15 protein-coding genes are annotated in these 16,875 nt (G+C 67.1%); 7 read left to right on the forward strand and 8 right to left on the reverse strand.

Features of this window, described 5'->3' with window-relative positions:
• Position 1: 1 nt before the first annotated feature.
• The 4 genes from EYE42_RS11405 to EYE42_RS11420 are packed head-to-tail and all read right to left on the reverse strand — an operon-like array spanning position 2 to position 6,683.
• On the reverse strand, positions 2–1,099 hold the full coding sequence (locus EYE42_RS11405; RefSeq protein WP_130991460.1) for a zinc-dependent alcohol dehydrogenase: 1,098 nt from the start codon (positions 1,097–1,099) through the stop codon (positions 2–4).
• A complete protein-coding gene (locus tag EYE42_RS16495) occupies positions 1,089–3,179 on the reverse strand; it encodes a glycosyltransferase (protein ID WP_130991461.1) in 2,091 nt (696 codons plus the stop codon). Before EYE42_RS16495 ends, EYE42_RS11405 begins: the two co-directional genes overlap by 11 nt.
• Before the next feature lie 7 nt (positions 3,180–3,186).
• Positions 3,187–5,523: a UDP-galactopyranose mutase gene (gene glf, locus EYE42_RS11415; protein ID WP_211657932.1), complete on the reverse strand. Its 2,337-nt coding sequence runs from the start codon at positions 5,521–5,523 to the stop codon at positions 3,187–3,189.
• Positions 5,520–6,683, reverse strand: a complete 1,164-nt coding sequence (locus EYE42_RS11420; RefSeq protein ID WP_211657933.1) for a glycosyltransferase — start codon at positions 6,681–6,683, stop codon at positions 5,520–5,522. The genes glf and EYE42_RS11420 overlap by 4 nt, the downstream gene beginning before the upstream one ends.
• Positions 6,684–6,802: 119 nt before the next feature.
• On the opposite strand from EYE42_RS11420, the gene EYE42_RS11425 reads away from it, so the two are divergent.
• Complete coding sequence (locus tag EYE42_RS11425) at positions 6,803–7,492, forward strand: SDR family NAD(P)-dependent oxidoreductase (RefSeq protein ID WP_130991462.1); 690 nt, start codon at positions 6,803–6,805, stop codon at positions 7,490–7,492.
• Positions 7,493–7,562: 70 nt separating this feature from the next.
• Positions 7,563–7,892: a DUF3140 domain-containing protein gene (locus EYE42_RS11430; RefSeq protein WP_130991463.1), complete on the forward strand. Its 330-nt coding sequence runs from the start codon at positions 7,563–7,565 to the stop codon at positions 7,890–7,892.
• A 73-nt stretch (positions 7,893–7,965) separates the two neighbouring features.
• On the opposite strand, the gene EYE42_RS11435 is transcribed toward EYE42_RS11430, so the two are convergent.
• The 3 genes from EYE42_RS11435 to EYE42_RS11445 all read right to left on the reverse strand — a co-directional run bounded on the left by EYE42_RS11435 (position 7,966) and on the right by EYE42_RS11445 (position 10,037).
• Positions 7,966–8,664 (reverse strand): PRC-barrel domain-containing protein, encoded by a 699-nt coding sequence (locus EYE42_RS11435; protein WP_130991464.1) that lies wholly within the window; start codon positions 8,662–8,664, stop codon positions 7,966–7,968.
• Positions 8,665–8,793: 129 nt separating this feature from the next.
• The gene (locus tag EYE42_RS11440; RefSeq protein ID WP_130991465.1) at positions 8,794–9,315 is read right to left on the reverse strand and encodes a sterol desaturase family protein; all 522 of its coding nucleotides are present in this window, start codon (positions 9,313–9,315) and stop codon (positions 8,794–8,796) included.
• A complete protein-coding gene (locus EYE42_RS11445; RefSeq protein ID WP_130991466.1) occupies positions 9,312–10,037 on the reverse strand; it encodes a fatty acid desaturase in 726 nt (241 codons plus the stop codon). The genes EYE42_RS11440 and EYE42_RS11445 overlap by 4 nt, the downstream gene beginning before the upstream one ends.
• A 239-nt stretch (positions 10,038–10,276) precedes the next feature.
• Between EYE42_RS11445 and EYE42_RS11450 the strand changes: the two genes are divergently transcribed.
• From EYE42_RS11450 to dctP, 5 genes are all read left to right on the forward strand, one after another.
• Positions 10,277–12,001 (forward strand): AMP-binding protein, encoded by a 1,725-nt coding sequence (locus EYE42_RS11450; protein WP_130991467.1) that lies wholly within the window; start codon positions 10,277–10,279, stop codon positions 11,999–12,001.
• Complete coding sequence (locus tag EYE42_RS11455; RefSeq protein WP_130991468.1) at positions 11,994–12,764, forward strand: crotonase/enoyl-CoA hydratase family protein; 771 nt, start codon at positions 11,994–11,996, stop codon at positions 12,762–12,764. Before EYE42_RS11450 ends, EYE42_RS11455 begins: the two co-directional genes overlap by 8 nt.
• 62 nt (positions 12,765–12,826) lie before the next feature.
• Complete coding sequence (locus EYE42_RS11460; RefSeq protein WP_130991469.1) at positions 12,827–13,348, forward strand: TRAP transporter small permease subunit; 522 nt, start codon at positions 12,827–12,829, stop codon at positions 13,346–13,348.
• Complete coding sequence (locus tag EYE42_RS11465; protein WP_170309506.1) at positions 13,338–14,663, forward strand: TRAP transporter large permease; 1,326 nt, start codon at positions 13,338–13,340, stop codon at positions 14,661–14,663. Before EYE42_RS11460 ends, EYE42_RS11465 begins: the two co-directional genes overlap by 11 nt.
• 35 nt (positions 14,664–14,698) lie before the next feature.
• Entirely contained in the window at positions 14,699–15,787 is a 1,089-nt protein-coding gene (gene dctP, locus EYE42_RS11470; protein WP_130991470.1) for a TRAP transporter substrate-binding protein DctP, read from the forward strand.
• A gap of 109 nt (positions 15,788–15,896) precedes the next feature.
• Here dctP and EYE42_RS11475 read toward each other — a convergent pair whose 3' ends face one another.
• A complete protein-coding gene (locus EYE42_RS11475; RefSeq protein ID WP_130991471.1) occupies positions 15,897–16,847 on the reverse strand; it encodes a D-ribose ABC transporter substrate-binding protein in 951 nt (316 codons plus the stop codon).
• Positions 16,848–16,875: the final 28 nt, after the last annotated feature.

Raw genomic sequence — 16,875 nt, forward strand, 5'->3', positions numbered from 1 at the left:
CTCATGCCTCGAACACGATCTGGAGGAAGTCTGGGCGTTCGGCCACCAGGCGGCGCAGGAAATCGGGCGCGTCGCCATAGGGCACCACATGGGTGATCATGTGCTGGCGGATCAGGTCGCCCTCGGCCGCCAGCAGGCGCAGCGTTTCCCGCGCCAGCCGCCGCTGGTCCCAGGCATGGGCCACCGGACGCGGCATCCGGTTGATCTGCGCGCAGCGGATCGCCAACCCGTTGTGGTGGAATTCCTCGCCCAGACGGGCACCGTCCATGCCGCCCTGATAAAAGGCCAGGTCGATCACCGTTCCCTGCGGGCGCAAAGCCTGAAGGCAACGGTTGAGGCTGTCGGACCGCGCGCGCGTCTGGAACACGTATTCCGCACCCCGCCCGCCGACCTTGTGATGCCAGGCGGATTTGGCGTATCGCACGGCCTCGTCCTCGGCCATGGCGGTGAATCCCATCCTGCGGGCGATGTCCTGACGGAAGGGCGAGGGGTCCACCACGACGATTTCCGAGGCCCCGCCAGCCCTGGCAAACAATGCGCAGAACAGGCCCACCGTGCCGCCGCCCCAGACCAGGACCGGGCGACCCTCGACCCCTGCCCCGAGGTTCGGGACATTCGCGCCGAACTGGTCGGCATCGGCGTGCAGAATGCCGTTCGCCGCGATCGGACCCATCTGCGCCACGAAGATGCCCAGCATCGGGTCCATGCCGTCGGGCATCTTCAGCAGCAGGTCATGGGCGGGGTTCGCGGTGTGCCCGGTCTTGTGGCCGAAGGTGGTGGCCACGACATCGCCCTTGGCGAAACCCGGCGCGCGGGCATCGACGACACGCGCGACCTCCATGTAGCCCAGGAAATTCACCGGGAAATGCGCCGACGGCTCTCCGGGGATGAACAGCCCCTGCCAGTCGTCCCAGCGGCTGTGCAGATAAGGGTTCGTGCCCTTCAGGAAGGTCAGCTCGGTCCCCGCCGACAGGCCGGTATACATCAGATCCAGCCGCACCTGCCCGTCGCCCGCCGGGCCTTCGTCATAGCCGAAGAAATACGGCTCGCCCGGCCGTTCGATGCCCAGGGACCGGATATGGCGATGCTCATGCGGCATCAGGGGCACCTTGCGCAGCGGACGGACGAAAGATGGGCTGCGGGTCAGCCCGCAGCCCCTCCATCTTCACAAGGGCGCCGTCGCGGGCGGATTGCGCGACCGCGAGGGCCACGCGATGGGTCATCAGCGCCTCGGCATAGGGGCAGCGGATGCGGTTTTCGCGGCCCTGCACGGCCTCGATGAAATCGCGGTCCTCGCGCCAGACCGGATCGCCCTGGGCGGGACGCACGGGACGGCCGCGTCCCACATCCACCATCAGGTCGTGGTCGGTGATCTCCAACGCCATGCCATCGGCAAAGACATGCAGCCCGACGCGGTGGTTCCAACGCAGCAGGCAGGTGGCCGAAAGGTTGGCGATGGCGCCGCTGGCGAAGCGCAACGTGGCGGCCGTCGCCGTGGGCACGGTCAGGCCCTGGAAATCGGCGCGGTCGCGGCGGGCGGACATGCCGAACACCTCGGTCACGTCGCCGGCCAGGAACCGGGCGGCGTCGATCACATGGGTCGCCTGTTCGACCACCTGCCCGCCGCTGCGATCATGATCCCACCACCATTGCGGAGGCGGGGTCTGGTCCAGCCAGAATCCCTGGATCAGATGCGGGGCGTTTTGCGCCAGATGGCCGCGCGCCTCGTCCATCGTGTCCAGGTATCGCCAGTGGTATCCGACGGCGGTGATCAGGCCCGCGGCCTCGACCTCGGCCGCGATCTCCTCGGCCAGGGCGATGTCCAGCGAGATGGGCTTTTCGACGAAGAACGGCAGGCCCTTGGCGATGCAGGCGCGTTCGGGCGCGCCATGGGCAAAGGGCGGCACGCAGATATAGACGGCGTCAAGATCCCCGGCCGCCAGCATGGCGTTGTGATCGGGATAGGCGACGGCCCCGGTTGCCTCGGCTGCCTGCCGGGCGCGGTCCCTGTCCGGGTCGCAGACGGCGGCGATCTGCACGTCCTCCATGGTGCGCAGCACGCCGAAATGGCGATGCGCGATGCCGCCCGCGCCGATGAAGCCCAGCCTTGTCTTGGTCATTCCGTCCTCGCTTCGTTGCCGCGACACGCGGCGATAGATGTCCAGGGTGTCTGCCGCCATGCGCGCGGCGGTGAAAGTGGCGGCCCAGCGTTCGCGGCTGTTCCGGGCCACAGCGGCGCGGCGCGCGGGATCGGTCAGGGCCTGTGCCAGGGCATCGGCCAGGGCGCGTGACCGGCGGGGCGGCACAAGCCAGGGGTGATCCGGTCCCAGAGCCTCGGCGGTGCCGGGAACATCGGTGGCGACGACCGGCAGGCCGATGGCCATGGCCTCGAGGACCGCCAGGGGCAGCCCCTCGAACCCCGAGGGCAGAACCAGCAGGTCGGACCCCGCCATCAGCGCGGGCACGTCCTCGCGCCGGCCCAGAAAGCGGACATGATCGCCCAGCCCCAGCCGCACGGCCCAGCGGCGCAGGCGCGCCTCGCCCGGTCCCTGCCCCACCAGATCCAGCCGGGCGGCGAGGCCGCTTCGATGCAGCCGTGCAAGCGCCGCCAGCAATGTCCGGTGCAGTTTCTGCGGGGTAAAGCGACCCGCGCAAAGCAGCGTCATCCCGTCCCGATCCCCGCGACGCAAGCCGGGATCGGCGATGCCGTTGGGAACGACATGGACCGGAAGATCAGGGTTCATCCTGCTCAGCACCGCCTGCCAGTCCTCCGCCACCCCCTGCGAGACCGCGATGATTGCGTCCACCTCGCGGCTGGCCCCGGCATAATGCCCGATCTGGTCGGCATCGGTCAGAAGCCAGGGAAGATGTTCGGTCCGGATGACCGCCCGGCCAGCCCGTGCCGCCGCCGCGACAAGACCGTGGCCTTCCCAGCCGATGCCGGCATGGACGTGGATCATGCATCCCGGATGGGCGGTGATAACGGCATCCGGGTCATCGGGGTGGAAAACCGTCGCCGCAAGCCCCCTCTGCCGCGCCCGCGCGGCAAGCCCCTGCCCGGCGGCGTGGTCGGGAAATCCCAGCGACGCCATGCCGGGCGGCAAGGCGGCGGCCAGGGTCAGCATGTGTTCGCCCACCCCCGAAGGCTCGGGGCTGTCGGTCACGATCAGGCAGCGCATCAAGCGGTCATGCCAGAGGCGCCAGGACGCCCGCCGCGGGCTGCCGCGCCGTCAGCCGCCGGTGGATGGCCAGAGCCTGCCCCACGACCTGATCCATGTTGTAATAGCGATAGCTTCCCAGGCGGCCCGCAAAGATCACGTCCGGCTCGGCGGCCGCAAGCGCGTCATACCGGCGGAACAGGGCCTGGTTCTCGGGACACGGGATCGGGTAATAGGGATCGCCCTCGGCCGAGGGGTATTCGTAGCTGATCGAGGTGCGGGCGTGGGTCTGCCCGGTCAGGTACTTGTATTCCGTGATGCGGGTATAGGGCACGTCCTCGGCCGGAAAGTTCACCACGCCCACCGGCTGGAACCGCGCCTCGTCCAGCGTCTCGTGCCGGAACCGCAGGCTGCGATAGGGCAGCGTGCCGAACCGGTGCCCGAAATAGGCGTCGATGGGGCCGGTATAGACAAGCTGCCGCCCCCGGTCCGCCGCGTCGAGATCGTGGAAGTCGGTGCCAAGGGCGATGTCGATGCCGGGATGGTCCAGCATCCGTTCGAACATCCGGGTATAGCCCTCCTTCGGCATGGCCTGATGCCTGTCGGTAAAGTAACGGTCGTCGGTATTGGTCCGGGTGGGAACCCGCGCCGTTACCGACTTGTCCAGTTGCGAAGGATCAAGACCCCATTGCTTGCGGGTATAGCCCTGGAAAAAGGTTTCATAAAGCTCGGCCCCGATGGCGTTGACCACCACGTCGCGCGAGGTGCGGATGTCGCGCACGGGCTGCGCCTTGCGGGCCAGGAACGCCTCGGCCTCGGCCTCGGTTTGCATGTCCAGGCCGTAAAGGGCGTTCAGGGTCGTGCGGTTGATGGGCATGGGCACCGACTTGTCGCCCACCCGCGCCAGCACCCGATGTTCGTAGGGACGCCATTCGGTGAACCGGCCCAGCCAGGAAAACACCTCGTCGCTGTTGGTGTGAAAGATATGAGGGCCATAGCGGTGGATCAGGATGCCGGCTTCGTCCAGGCAGTCATAGGCATTGCCCCCGATGTGGTTGCGCTTGTCCACCAGCAGCACCCGCTTGCCCGACACCTCGGCGAACTGCCGCGCCAGCACGGACCCGGCAAAGCCCGCGCCACAGATCGTCACGTCGTGCTTTTTCGCCCCCCGCAGGACCGGCGGCACCGGAATGTTGACCGGCTGGGCGGGCATCAGCCGGGCATGGACGGCCCGGTCCAGATGCAGGCGCATCTGGCGGAAGGTGTTGTCCCAGCTCAGATCGGCCAGCAGGCGGTCGGCCGCGTCCCGCCAATCCCCTGCGCCCTTGCGCAGGGCCATAGCCGCGTCGCAGGCGCGCACAAAGGTCGGGGCGTCGCCGGCGATCCGCACCGCCTCAAGCCCGCCATAATAGCGCAGCACGTCGCGCACCGGCGTGGAGACGACCGGCACGCCCCCCGCCAGATATTCCGGCGTCTTGGTGGGCGAGATGAAGCGCGTGGCCTCGTTCATGGCGAAGGGCATCAGAGCCACGTCCCAGCCCGACAGATAGGCCGGCAACTGGTCATAGCCACGCTGCCCCAGCCAGTGGATATTGGACGCGCGAGGCAGATCCCCGGGCGCGATCTTGGCAAGCGGGCCGACCATGATGACCGACCAATCGGGACGGGCCGCGGCCAGGGCCGCGATCAGCCCCAGATCCAGCCGTTCGTCGATCACGCCGTAATATCCCAGACGCGGACGCGGCAGGCCGGCCTGATCCTCGGGCTCGGCCATGACGCCCCGCGCCTGGGCAAAATGCGCCGTATCGACCGACGAGGGAAACGGGTGGATGTTGCCGTGCCGCCCGGCCTTGGCCTCGTAGATGGAATGGCCGCCGGTAAAGACCACATCGGCCGCCGCCATCAGCGCCGCTTCGTTCGCGGCCATTTCGGGCGGCGCAAAGCGGAAGGCCGACAACTCGTCCATGCAGTCATAGACCACGGCGGCGGCATCGACATGGGCCGCCACGGGCCACATCATCGGCGTATAGAACCACAGGACCGGACGATGGATGCCGGTCAAGCCCATCATCTGATCCAGCAGCCGCGACAGCGCGCGGGCCTGATCGGCGGGCGACCAGCGGGCGGGGACGCGGGGGCGGATCGACTGGACGGTCGTGCCCTCGAAGGCGTGGAATTCCAGATAGGGCAGATGATGGTCGGTCGGGATCGCCTCCTCCCAGAAGAACAGCCGATAATCGGCCGCAAAGCGCGACATCAGGTGCTGCGGGCGTTGCAGCACGAAATCCCAGCGAAGATGGGAAAAGCAGATCAGGGCGGGGCGGACCGGTGCGGAAAAGGGGATCACAGGGTTGGCGTCGTTCATCGCATGGTCCTTGCATGGCGGATTTCGGTCAGTACATCGGTCAGCACCGCCATGCTGGGTTGCCACCCCCAGCGTGACAGCGCGACCGGCCGGGGGTCATAGCGCCCATAGTCGCGCAGCAGCATGTCAAGCGTCTGGGCGAAATCGGCGCCTTCGTGGGCGATCGCGCCGGTTTCCGGGGTCACGAACTGCAAACCGCAGGTCAGCCGGGCATTGGCCAGAACCGGCAGCCCCGCCAACTGGTATTCGGTCAAGATCGCGGGCGCGCCGTCATCCACCCCACAGACCACGCCCACGCGGGCGCGGTTGATCTGGCGGTTCACCTCGTCATGGGGCACGCCGGGGGGGCCGACGATTTCCAGATCCAGGCCCTCGCGGGCAGAGCGGTCACGGAATTCATCGGCCTGATGGCCATAGCCCACCACCAGCAGCCCGCGCGTGCCGGGCCTGCGGGCCATGGCGTCGAACAGGATATCGTGGCGCTTGTAGGGCTGCGCGCAGGCCACATAGACCACGTCGCGATCCTTGTCGGCCCCGGTGGGAAAGAATGTCTCGCCCGAGGCAAAGGCCGGGCCGATGGGCAGAACCAGCGTGCGCGCGCCGGGAACCCTGGATTCGATCTCGCGCGATTGCCAGTCGGCGCCGGTCAGGAACAGGTCAAAGCGCATGGCCAGATCGTCCGGGATGCGCAAGGCGGGTGCGTCGATAGAGTTGTAGATCTTCAACGACCCCGCGCAGGCCTCCAGCAGGGCTGCGTCCACCCCGATGCCCCAGACGCACAGGATGTCGGGCGCGCCCACCGTCCTGACGAATTCCACCGCCTCGGCCGAGGAATAGGGGGCGGGGCCGTCGGCACGAAAGACCCGCCGGATCAGGGCCGGGCTGTCGGGATCGGGTGTCCCGTCCCGCAACCCCCGGTCGCGGTCGGATTCCCCGTCGCGCCCTGCAAAACTCCAGACCTCGGCATGATCGACAAGACCGCTGGCGACCGCCGCCAGTGGCAGACGTTGCAGATAACCGCCGATCACCGCTGGGGAATCAGGGCGACTGGCGCCCGGAATGGCGGCCTCTGTCCAGAAACCAGCCGGGGGCCGGGAATGGGACGGAAAAGGCGGAACCTGCGAACAATAGTCGGAAATCGCAGCAATCCAGCCCGGCATATGGTCCATCCTGTTCAAGCAATCGTTAACATGGATGTTCACGAAAGGTTGCGTTGATTTTAGTTAACCATCTTATCCGATGCAGCCTGCAATCCCTTGGGGGAAAGGCGGGCAGGCGGATGGGCTTTCAGCCGAATGACATGGCCGTGGTGATCGGCGCCTCTGGCGGGATCGGCGGAGCGATGGTGGCCGAACTGACCCGGCGCCGGACGTTCCACCAGGTGATCGGGCTGTCCCGCCCCGACCTGGACCTGACCGATCACGGCAGCATCGCCCGTGCCGCGGCACGGGTCGCCCATTACGGCACGCCCGCCTTTGTCCTGGTGGCGACCGGCCTGCTGCACGGCGCGGGAATCACCCCCGAAAAGACCCTCCGCAACCTGGACCCCACAGCAATGGCGCAATCGTTTGCCATCAACGCCATTGGCCCGGCCCTGGTCCTGCGCCATTTTCTGCCCCTCTTGCCGCGCGACCGACGGGCCGTGACTGCGGTTCTGTCGGCCAAGGTCGGCAGCATCGGCGACAACCGGCTGGGGGGGTGGTATTCCTATCGCGCGTCAAAGGCCGCCCTGAACCAGATCATCCGCACAGCGTCCGTGGAACTGCGCCGCACCCACCCCCGGGCGATCTGCGCGGCCTTCCATCCGGGCACGGTCGAAACCGGCCTGTCGCAGCCTTTCGCCAAGACCGGCCTGGCGGTGCAGTCCGCGTCCCAAGCCGCCCGCGCCCTGCTGGACAGCATCGACCGGCTGGAGCCGCAACACAGCGGCGGCTTTTTCGACCGCTTCGGCGAACCCTTGCCGTGGTAGGCCCTGCCCGGCCCGGCCCGGAACCGGCGACCTGTGCGTCCGTTGCCCCCGACAGGCAGGGAGCCCGCGCATGAGATCGCATGACGACATCTGGTCCGAATGGCAGAGACTGGTGAACATGGCGCCCTCCGAACTGCGCGACTGGCTGGATACGGATGACAGCCGATCGGTGGGGGACAGCGGCGGCCAGGGCGAAAGCACCGGCCACAAGTCGGGCCGCCACATCCTGCGCATCAAGGACAAGAAAAAGGCCGATCTGAGCGATGACGACTGGGCGCACATGGCCAAGGTGGTGGGTTATATCAAGCGTCATACCAGCCAAGGCGGGCCGAGGGACGACAAGGAACACAGCAAGTGGCGGTTCTCGCTGATGAACTGGGGCCATGATCCACTGAAGTGAGCCAGGCGCCCGTCACGAAAAAGGCCCGGATCGAACTGGTCGATCCGGGCCCGGGAAGGAAATCGACCAGGCGTCAGCCCATGTCGTTCCATTCGAACTCGGGCGCGTTTTCCAACTGTTCGCGGGTCGAGGTGAAGACGATGAAGTAATCGCCCTGGCTGTCGCCATCGCGGATCAGACGCAGTTGATCCATCGACACCGAAACCGACCGCGCGCCCAGGCCCAGGAAGCCTCCGATATCGACGATAACGGCGCGGACCTGCCCGGTGGTGCTGTCGATCACCAGATCGTTGATGGTGCCGATGTCATTCCATTCTGCATCGACGTCGTTATAGGTCGCCGCCGTATCGACGTCCGTTTCGGACACATACAGGTTCTTGCCGATAAAGGTTTCCGCCGACACGTCGGTCGCAGTCGCGGTATAGCCAAAGCCCATGTCGGTTCCGGTCGCCGCGCCGGTGGCGGCGGTCGTCGCGGTATCGGTGGGCGCAACGGTGTCCATGGTCGCGGGCGCAGTCGTGCCGTCCGCCGGCATGGTGGTCGTCGCGGTGCCGTCGGCTGCGGGGGCGGTGCCGTCGGCCGGCATGGTGCCCATCCCATCGGCGGGCATGGTGCCCATGCCGTCGGCAGGCGCGGCGGTCGTGCCCTCGGGGGCCGGCGTGGTGGTCGTGGAATCGGCGGGCGCGGTGCCGGCTTCATGGTTGGCCGCCTGCGCCAGGCCGGGTGCGGCCAGCAGCGCGATCAGGGCCGTCGTCGTCAGCATCTTGTTCATGTCAAACCTCTTTTGCCGAAAGTCTTGGAACAACCGTCCGAACGGCATAGGGTTCCCCCAAATATCCGTGTGCGCCCGGTTCCGGTGACTGGGGGGGGTCGTTATTCCCGGAACCTCCGGACCCGCCGCTCAGGCGTCGTCGCGGCCCGGCCGCCAGGCATCGCGATGGCGCGACTGGCGGCGCGCCAGAACCCCCGACCGGTGCAACTGTGCCTTGAGGTCATCGACGGGTGGCGCATAAACAAAGCCGAAGCTGACGCAGTCCTCGCGCCCTTCGACCGCATGATGCAGGCGATGCGCCTGATACAGACGGCGCAAATAGCCGCGTCTGGGCACCGCACGGAACGGCCAGCGTTGGTGGACAAGCCCGTCATGGACAAAGAAATAGATGACGCCGTAAACGCTCATCCCCACGGCGACCCACCACAGCGGCGGCCACCAGCGGCTGCCCAGGGCGAACAGCGCAATGGCAAAGACGGAAAAGACCACCGCATAGAGGTCATTCTTCTCGAACGTCCCCTCGTGGTCGTGGTCGTGGTGCGACTTGTGCCAGCCCCATCCCCAGGAACCATGCATGATCCAGCGGTGGACGGAATAGGCAAATCCCTCCATCGCGATCACGGTGGCTAGGACGATCAGCAGTTCGGTCATGGCTCTGCCCTCCGCGCACGCGGTAGCGCCCACCACGGCACGGATGGATGCAAGTGGTGTTCGTGGTGAAAGCCGCCGAAATGAAAGCAGGTCAGCAGCGACAGCGGAACGGCCAGCGGGGTCGATCGCGCATTGTGCCGGTCCGGGAACGCCTCGCCGTCCTCCCGGTGGGGCAGCCAGGTGCCGAACACGAAAAGCTGCATCGAGGCCAGGATCGAAGGAACTGCCCAGAACGCCACATAGGGCCAGCGCGGCCCCAGGATCAGGGCATAGAGGATCACCGCCGTTCCCAGGACAAAGAATTCCCGCCAGCCGAAATAGGTCCGCACGAAATCGACATACCAGGCCACCACGCCCCGCCGGCCGTGGCCGAAGTCGGGATCGTCGTCGGTTCCCGGATGACGGTGGTGGCTCATGTGCTTGACGATCATCCTGCGCCACGAAAACCCGGCATACAGTGTCAACGCCAGCCCGCCGATGGCCGCGTTCAGCGCGGGGCGTCCCGGCGCCACGGCGCCGTGCATGGCATCGTGGGCCACGATGAACAGCCCCACCGACAACCATGTCAGCCCGATCAGGCAGGCCGCGGCCAGCCAGGGGCGGGCCGGCGCATCCAGAAACCAGACGGAAAAGACATGCAGCCCGATCCAGGCCAGGAACACCCCGGTCGCCAGGGTCAGGCTGACCATCGCGGTCAAAGGTTGGGGGCGGGGAGGCGGCATGGCGGGTCTCGGGTATGGCATCGAAGAAAACAGTCTATCCCCGGAACAGAGCGAAAACCAGATGCGGTGCAGTGACGCGGCAAGGCTGGCCGGCCGGATCGGCAGGGGGGCGGGATACGCAGGACAATGACGCCAGGTCGTTGAATGACGACACTTCCATGACATGGGATCGGCGACTTGACACCCTCCGGCACACCTCACACAGTCTTGACGGGGATGGCCGTCCGGCCGAGGCGGCCATGAAGGGGAGCAGGATCGACGTGCAGGGAACGGCGCTGACTGCCGGGGATTTGGGCGGCTTCGACTGGCGGATTCCGGTCGATTTCAACATCGGCGTGGCCGTTTGCGACCATTGGGCCGCGCGCGATCCCGACCGCCTTGCCATTATCGAGGTGGACGAGAACGGGGTTGCGACGCAGCACGATTACCGCCGCCTGTCGGCGCGGGCCGCGCAACTGTCGCATGTCCTGGCCGGTCAGGGCATCGCGCTGCACCGACCGGGCGTGGCCGGCGACCGGGTGGCCGTGTTGATGCCGCAGTCGCTGGACACCGCCGTGGCCCATATCGCCGTGACGCGGATGGGGGGCGTTTCGCTGCCGCTGTTCGTGCTGTTCGGGCCCGAGGCGCTGCGCCATCGGTTGCGCGATTCCGCCGCCGCCGCGATTGTCACGGGCGCGGCCAGCCTGGATGTCCTGGCCGGGATTGCTGCCGACCTGCCAGATCTGCGCCTGATCCTGTGCAAGGACATGCCCAAGGGTGCCGAGGTCCGGTTCCCAGGCACCAGGATCGTCGATCTGGACGCCGCTTTAGCCGGTCAGCCGGACCGCTATCCCGCCGCGCCGACGGGGGCGGACGATCCCGCGATCCTCATCTATACCTCTGGAACCACGGGCAACCCCAAGGGCGCGCTGCACGCCCATCGCGTTCTGCTGGGCCATCTGCCGGGGGTCGAGGTCAGCCACAATCTGCTGCCGCAGCCGGGTGACCGGTTGTGGACCCCGGCGGACTGGGCCTGGATCGGCGGTCTTCTGGATGTCCTTCTGCCCGGCCTTTATCACGGCGTGACCGTTGTCGCCTGCCGGTTCCGCAAATTCACCGCCCAGGCCGCCTTCGACCTGATGCGCGACCAGGGCGTCCAGAACGCGTTCCTGCCGCCCACCGCGCTGAAGCTGATGCGGCTGGAACCCCGCGCCGCCGAATGGGGCCTGCGTCTGCGGTCCTTGGCCAGCGGGGGCGAACCCGTGGGCCGCGAACTGCTGGACTGGGGCCGGCAGGTATTCGGCACCACCATCAACGAATTCTACGGCCAGACCGAATGCAACATGATCGTGTCGGCCTGCTGTGCCGTCGAGGCCCCCGTGCCCGGCACCATGGGCCGCGCCGCTCCGGGCCATCATGTGGCGGTGATCGACCCCGACACCGGCCGCGTCCTGCCCGACGGGACCGAGGGCGAAATCGCCGTCCGGGCCCCCGATCCGGTGATGTTTCTGGAATACTGGAACAACCCCGCGGCCACGCAGGCCAAGTTCGTGGACGGGCCGGGCGGCCGCTGGCTAAAGACCGGCGACCGGGGCACGCGGCGCGCCGACGGGCGGTTCGCCTTTGTCGGGCGGGACGACGACGTGATCTCTTCGGCAGGCTACCGGATCGGCCCGGCCGAGATCGAGGATTGCCTGCTGCGCCATCCCGCCGTCCGGATGGCGGGCGTGGTGGGTCAGCCAGACCCGGTGCGCGGCCATGTCGTTGCGGCCTTCGTGACCCTGACTGATGGCCATGCCCCCGGCGACGACCTGGCCCGCGACATTGCCCAGCATGTGAAACGCCGCCTTGCGGCATACGAATATCCCCGCGCCGTCCATTTCATCGACGAGATGCCCATGACCACCACCGGCAAGATCATCCGCGCCGACCTGCGCCGCATGGCGGAACGGTTTGCCGCCAGCCCCGAGGCCAGCCATGAGTGATCCCGTCCTGTTCGAAACGCATGGCGCCATCGCCGTCCTGACGCTGAACCGCCCCGAGGCCCGCAATGCCGTGGATGCGGCCCTTGGCGATGCGCTGCGCGCGGCGGTGGACCGGATCGAGGATGATCCCGGCATCCGCGTCGGCGTCCTATGCGGGGCGGGGCCGGCCTTTTGCGCGGGCATGGACCTCAAGGCCTTTGCCGCCGGGGCAGGCGATGCGATCCTGAACGGGCCGGGCGGGCTTGGCGGGTTGGTGCGGCGGGCCCGGACCAAGCCGCTGATCGCCGCCGTGCATGGCCCCGCGCTTGCCGGCGGGTTCGAGCTGGCGCTTGCCTGCGACATGATCGTGGCGGGGCCGGGCGCCCGCTTCGGCCTGCCCGAACCCCGGCGCGGGCTGATTGCGGGCGCTGGCGGGGTGTTCCGCCTGGCCGCCCGCATCCCGCCCCACCGCGCGGCCGAGATCCTGCTGACCGGCCGCATCATCGACGGGGACGAGGCCTGGTCGCTGGGCCTTGTCAGCCGCCGGACGGACGACCCTGACCCGCGCGAGGCCGCCGTGGCACTGGCCGCCGAAATCGCGGATTGCGCGCCCCTGTCCATCACCGCAACGCTGGAGCTGATGCGGGCCGCCGAACGGGCGGCCGAGCCCGCGCTGTGGGCGGAAAACGACCGGCTGCTGGCGCCGATGGCCGGATCGGCCGACGCGCGGGAAGGCGCCGTGGCCTTTGCCGAACGCCGCCCGCCCCGCTGGCAGGGGCGTTGAATGCCGGAACGAACGATGCCCGGCGGCCATGGCGCCCCGCGCAGAACCTTGGAGGAACCACCTTGCCGATCATCCGCCTGATCGACGCCATCAACGAGATCGTCGGCCGAATCGTGTCGGTCGCCGCCATCGTCTTTGCCGGGATCATCATCTATGACGTGACGATGCGCTATTTCCTGGGGCAGCCGACCCGCTGGTCATTCGACGTGACCAAGCAGCTTTACGGATTCTACTTCATCATGCTGGGCGGATACGCGCTGCGCCACCAGGCTCATGTGCGGGTAGACCTGCTGACCGCGCGGATGGGCCATACCATGCGCCGCTGGACCGAAATCCTCGGCTATCTGATCTTCTTCTTTCCCTTTGCCTGGATCTTCGCCCGGCGCTCATGGGACTTTGCCATGACCTCGTGGAACCAGGGCGAAGTCACCTATGGCGCGGTGCAACTGCCCGTCTATCCGCTGAAGATGGCGATGTTCGCGGCCGCCGTGCTGCTGCTGATCCAGGGCATCAGCGAGGTGCTGAAGCTGTTGCTGGACAAGACCGACCACCTTGAAAATCTGGAGCCGATGGATGTCCGGTGAAACGATCGGCCTGATCATGGCGGGCCTGCTGCTGCTGGGCCTGTTCATGGGGCACCCGCTGGCCTTTGTCCTGGGCGGTACCGCCGTCCTGGGCGCCGTGATCGCCGGCAAGCCGATGGTGCTGGGCATCGTCATCAACCGGATCTTCGGCGACGTTCTGGACAACTATGTCCTGATCGCCATTCCGCTGTTCGTGCTGATGGCCCGGTTCCTGTCGGACAGCGGCGTGACCGACCGCATGTTCGAGGCGCTGCGCCACCTGATGGCCCGCGTCACCGGGGGCCTGGGGCTGGCGGTCGTATTCATCTCGATCCTGCTGGCGGCGACCACGGGGATCATCGGCGCCTCGATCACGGTGATGGGGATGATGGCCCTGCGCCCGATGCTGCAATACGGATACGATCCGCGCATGGCCACCGGACTGATCGCCGCCTCGGGCTGCCTGGGCATCCTGATCCCGCCGTCGATCATGCTGATCCTGATGGCCTCTTATGCGCCGGGCCTGTCGGTGGGCCAGTTGTTCGCGGGCGCCATGCTGCCGGGGGTGCTGCTGGGGGTGATGTATGCCATCTATGTGGCCCTGATCGCCTGGCTGAAACCCGACTGGGCGCCCCCGGTGCGGGACGAGGAACAGATCAGCCGCGGCGCCATGTGGCGGATGCTGATGGCCGAGGCGGTGCCGCCGCTGGTGCTGATCCTGGGCATCCTGGGATCGCTGCTGGCAGGGATCGCCACCGCGACCGAGGCCAGTGCCATCGGCGCGGCCCTCGCTCTGGTGATCGTGATCGCGCGCGGCCGTTTCCAATGGGCGACCTTTTATTCGGCGCTTCTGGAAACCGGGCGCACAAGCGCCATGATCCTGTTCATCGTGGTCGGCGCCACGGCCTTTACCGGGGTCTTCAACATCACCGGCGGGCTGCGCGCCAGCCAGGACCTGATGCGCGGCATCGCCGACGATCCCTATACGCTGGTGCTGCTGATGCTTGTGGTGGTGTTCGTGCTGGGAATGTTTCTCGACTGGACGGGCATCGTGCTGCTGTCGTTCCCGATCTTCCTGCCGCTGGTGGGCGAGATGGGGATCGACCCGCTGTGGTTCGTGGTGCTGATGGCCGTGGTGTTGCAGACCAGCTTTCTGTCGCCGCCCTTCGGCTATGCGCTGTTCTATATGCGGGCCATATCGCCGCCCCATGTCACCACCGGGCAGATCATCGGGGGCGTGATGCCCTTTATCGGGCTGATCATCGTGATGTGCGGCCTGATCATCGCCTTTCCGGCCCTGGTCACGTGGCTGCCGCAAACCCTTTACGGCGGCTGAGGCCCGCACCGCGCTTTTTCATCAAGGAGGAACCCATGAAAGCCTTTTCCACCCCTGCCGTTCTGGCATTGACCCTGGGCGCCGCGCCGGCATTGGCCGAGAACTGGACCATGACCTCGGTCTGGCCATCCAGCCTTGAACTGATCGAGATCGACCGGAAATGGGTCGAGACCGTGAACGCCCTGGTCGACGACGAGGTGCTGACCATCGAGTTCTTCGAGGGCGGCAGCCTGGTTCCTGCGGGCGAGGTTTTCGGGGCGGTCGAAAGCGGCACGGTGCAGGCGGGCGCGGACTGGCCCGGATACTGGGCCGGGCGCGACGCCGCGTTCTCGCCGCTGGCCACGACCTCCAGCCTGTTTAACGCCGTCGATTACATCAACTGGATCCGCGAATGGGGCGGGCAGGAGCTGTATGACGAGGTCTATGGGAAATTCGGCATGGTCTATCTGCCCTATGGCGTGACCAACAACGAATCCGGATTCCGCACCGTCGACAAGCCGATCAGCACGATCGAGGATCTGCAGGGGATGCGCCTGCGCCTGTCCGGCCTGGAACAGGGGCGGTTGCTGGAAAAGCTGGGCGGCAGCCAGGTCAGCATGGCGGGCGGCGAGATCTATCAGTCGCTGGAACGCGGCGTCGTGGACGGGGCTGAGTTCTCTACCCCCAATGTCGATTTCTCGGGGGGCTTCCAGCAGGTCACGAAATACTGGTCCACGCCCGGCTGGCACCAGTCATCGTCGGTCTTTGGCGTGATGATCAACAAGGCGTCCTGGGACGCCCTGGACGAGGACACCCAGCAGCGCCTGCGCGTTGCCGCCGATGCCACGATGCTGTGGAGCCTGTCATTCACCGAACGCCGCGCGACCGAGGCCTATGCCCAGTTCCAGGAAGCGGGGACCGAGATCACCCGCATGGACGACGCCGCGCTTGAGCAGATCCAGCAGCTTGCCAACCAGACTATCCAGGAGGTCGCCTGCGAGAACCCGACGGCGGCCAAGGTCTATGCAAGCCAGCTCCGTTATCTGGAAAACTACGGCACCTGGCGCGAAGCCTCGGCCCCTTTCAACCTGGGCCGCAGCCCGAACGGCCCGGATCTGGCAGCGATCGAGGCCTGCGCGAACTGACGCGCCGCCCCGAAGCCTGCATCAGCCCGGGCGCAAACCGGCCCGGCGGGGAAAGGACGAAAAAAGGGCGCAGAGGACCGCGCCCTTTTCAGCGATACGCCGGATGGTCCTATTCGCCCAGGACGAAGGGAGCCGTCATCCGGTCCACGTTCTCGGCGTTGACGAGCACGCAATCGAACAGTTGCTTTTCCGCATCCGCCCCGGTTTCGCCGGTCTTGATGACGTTGTCGGCCTGGCGCACCGCCTCGGCGGCAAAGACGGCCACGGGCTGCAACACGGTATAGGCCATCTCGCCGGCCTTGACCGCCTCGACCGCATCGGGCGACCCGTCAAAGCCGCCGACGACCATGCCGTCCAGGCGCCCCGCCTCCTTGAGGGCGGCGATGGCGCCCAGGGCCATCTCGTCATTGCCCGAGATCACGCCGGTCACGTCGGGATTGGCCTGCAACAAGGACTGCATCTTCTGGTAACCCTGGGTGCGGTCCCAGTTGGCAACCTCCTGCCCGACCTTTTCGAATTCGGGATACTGGCTCAGCACCGTCTCGAAGCCGTTGGACCGGGTCTGGGCGTTGTTGTCGGACGGCGCTCCGAACAGTTCGACGAACTTGCCGCCTTCGGTGCCCATGGCCTCGACCCAGGCCTGCGCGCCAAGCGCCGCGCCCTGGGCGTTGTTCGACACAAGCTGTGCCTTGGCCAGGCCTTCCTGGTTGATCTCGGCATTGACCAGGATCACCGGAATGCCCGCATCCACCGCCTTTTGCACCGCGCCGACCGAGCCGTCGGCATTGGCCGGGTCCAGGATGATGGCGACCGACTGGTTGGTGATCGCCGTGTCGATCAGGGTGCTTTCGGTATTGGTGTCGCCGCGATGCGCGGCCACGTTGGCGGTATAGCCCATCTCCTCGGCGGTGGCCTTGGCGACTTCGCCTTCGGTGAACCAGTAGGGGTTGGCCGGGTCGTTGACGATGATCGTCATCAGCCCCTCGGCCTGCGCCCCGGCGGCCATCATCGGCATGGCGACGGCGGCGGCCAGCAGCGCGCGGCGGGTCATGGTGAACATGGATTCTCTCTCCCTTGGGTGATTGGAC

It is taken from the genome of Paracoccus subflavus, from assembly GCF_004310345.1.
Lineage (GTDB): Bacteria > Pseudomonadota > Alphaproteobacteria > Rhodobacterales > Rhodobacteraceae > Paracoccus > Paracoccus subflavus.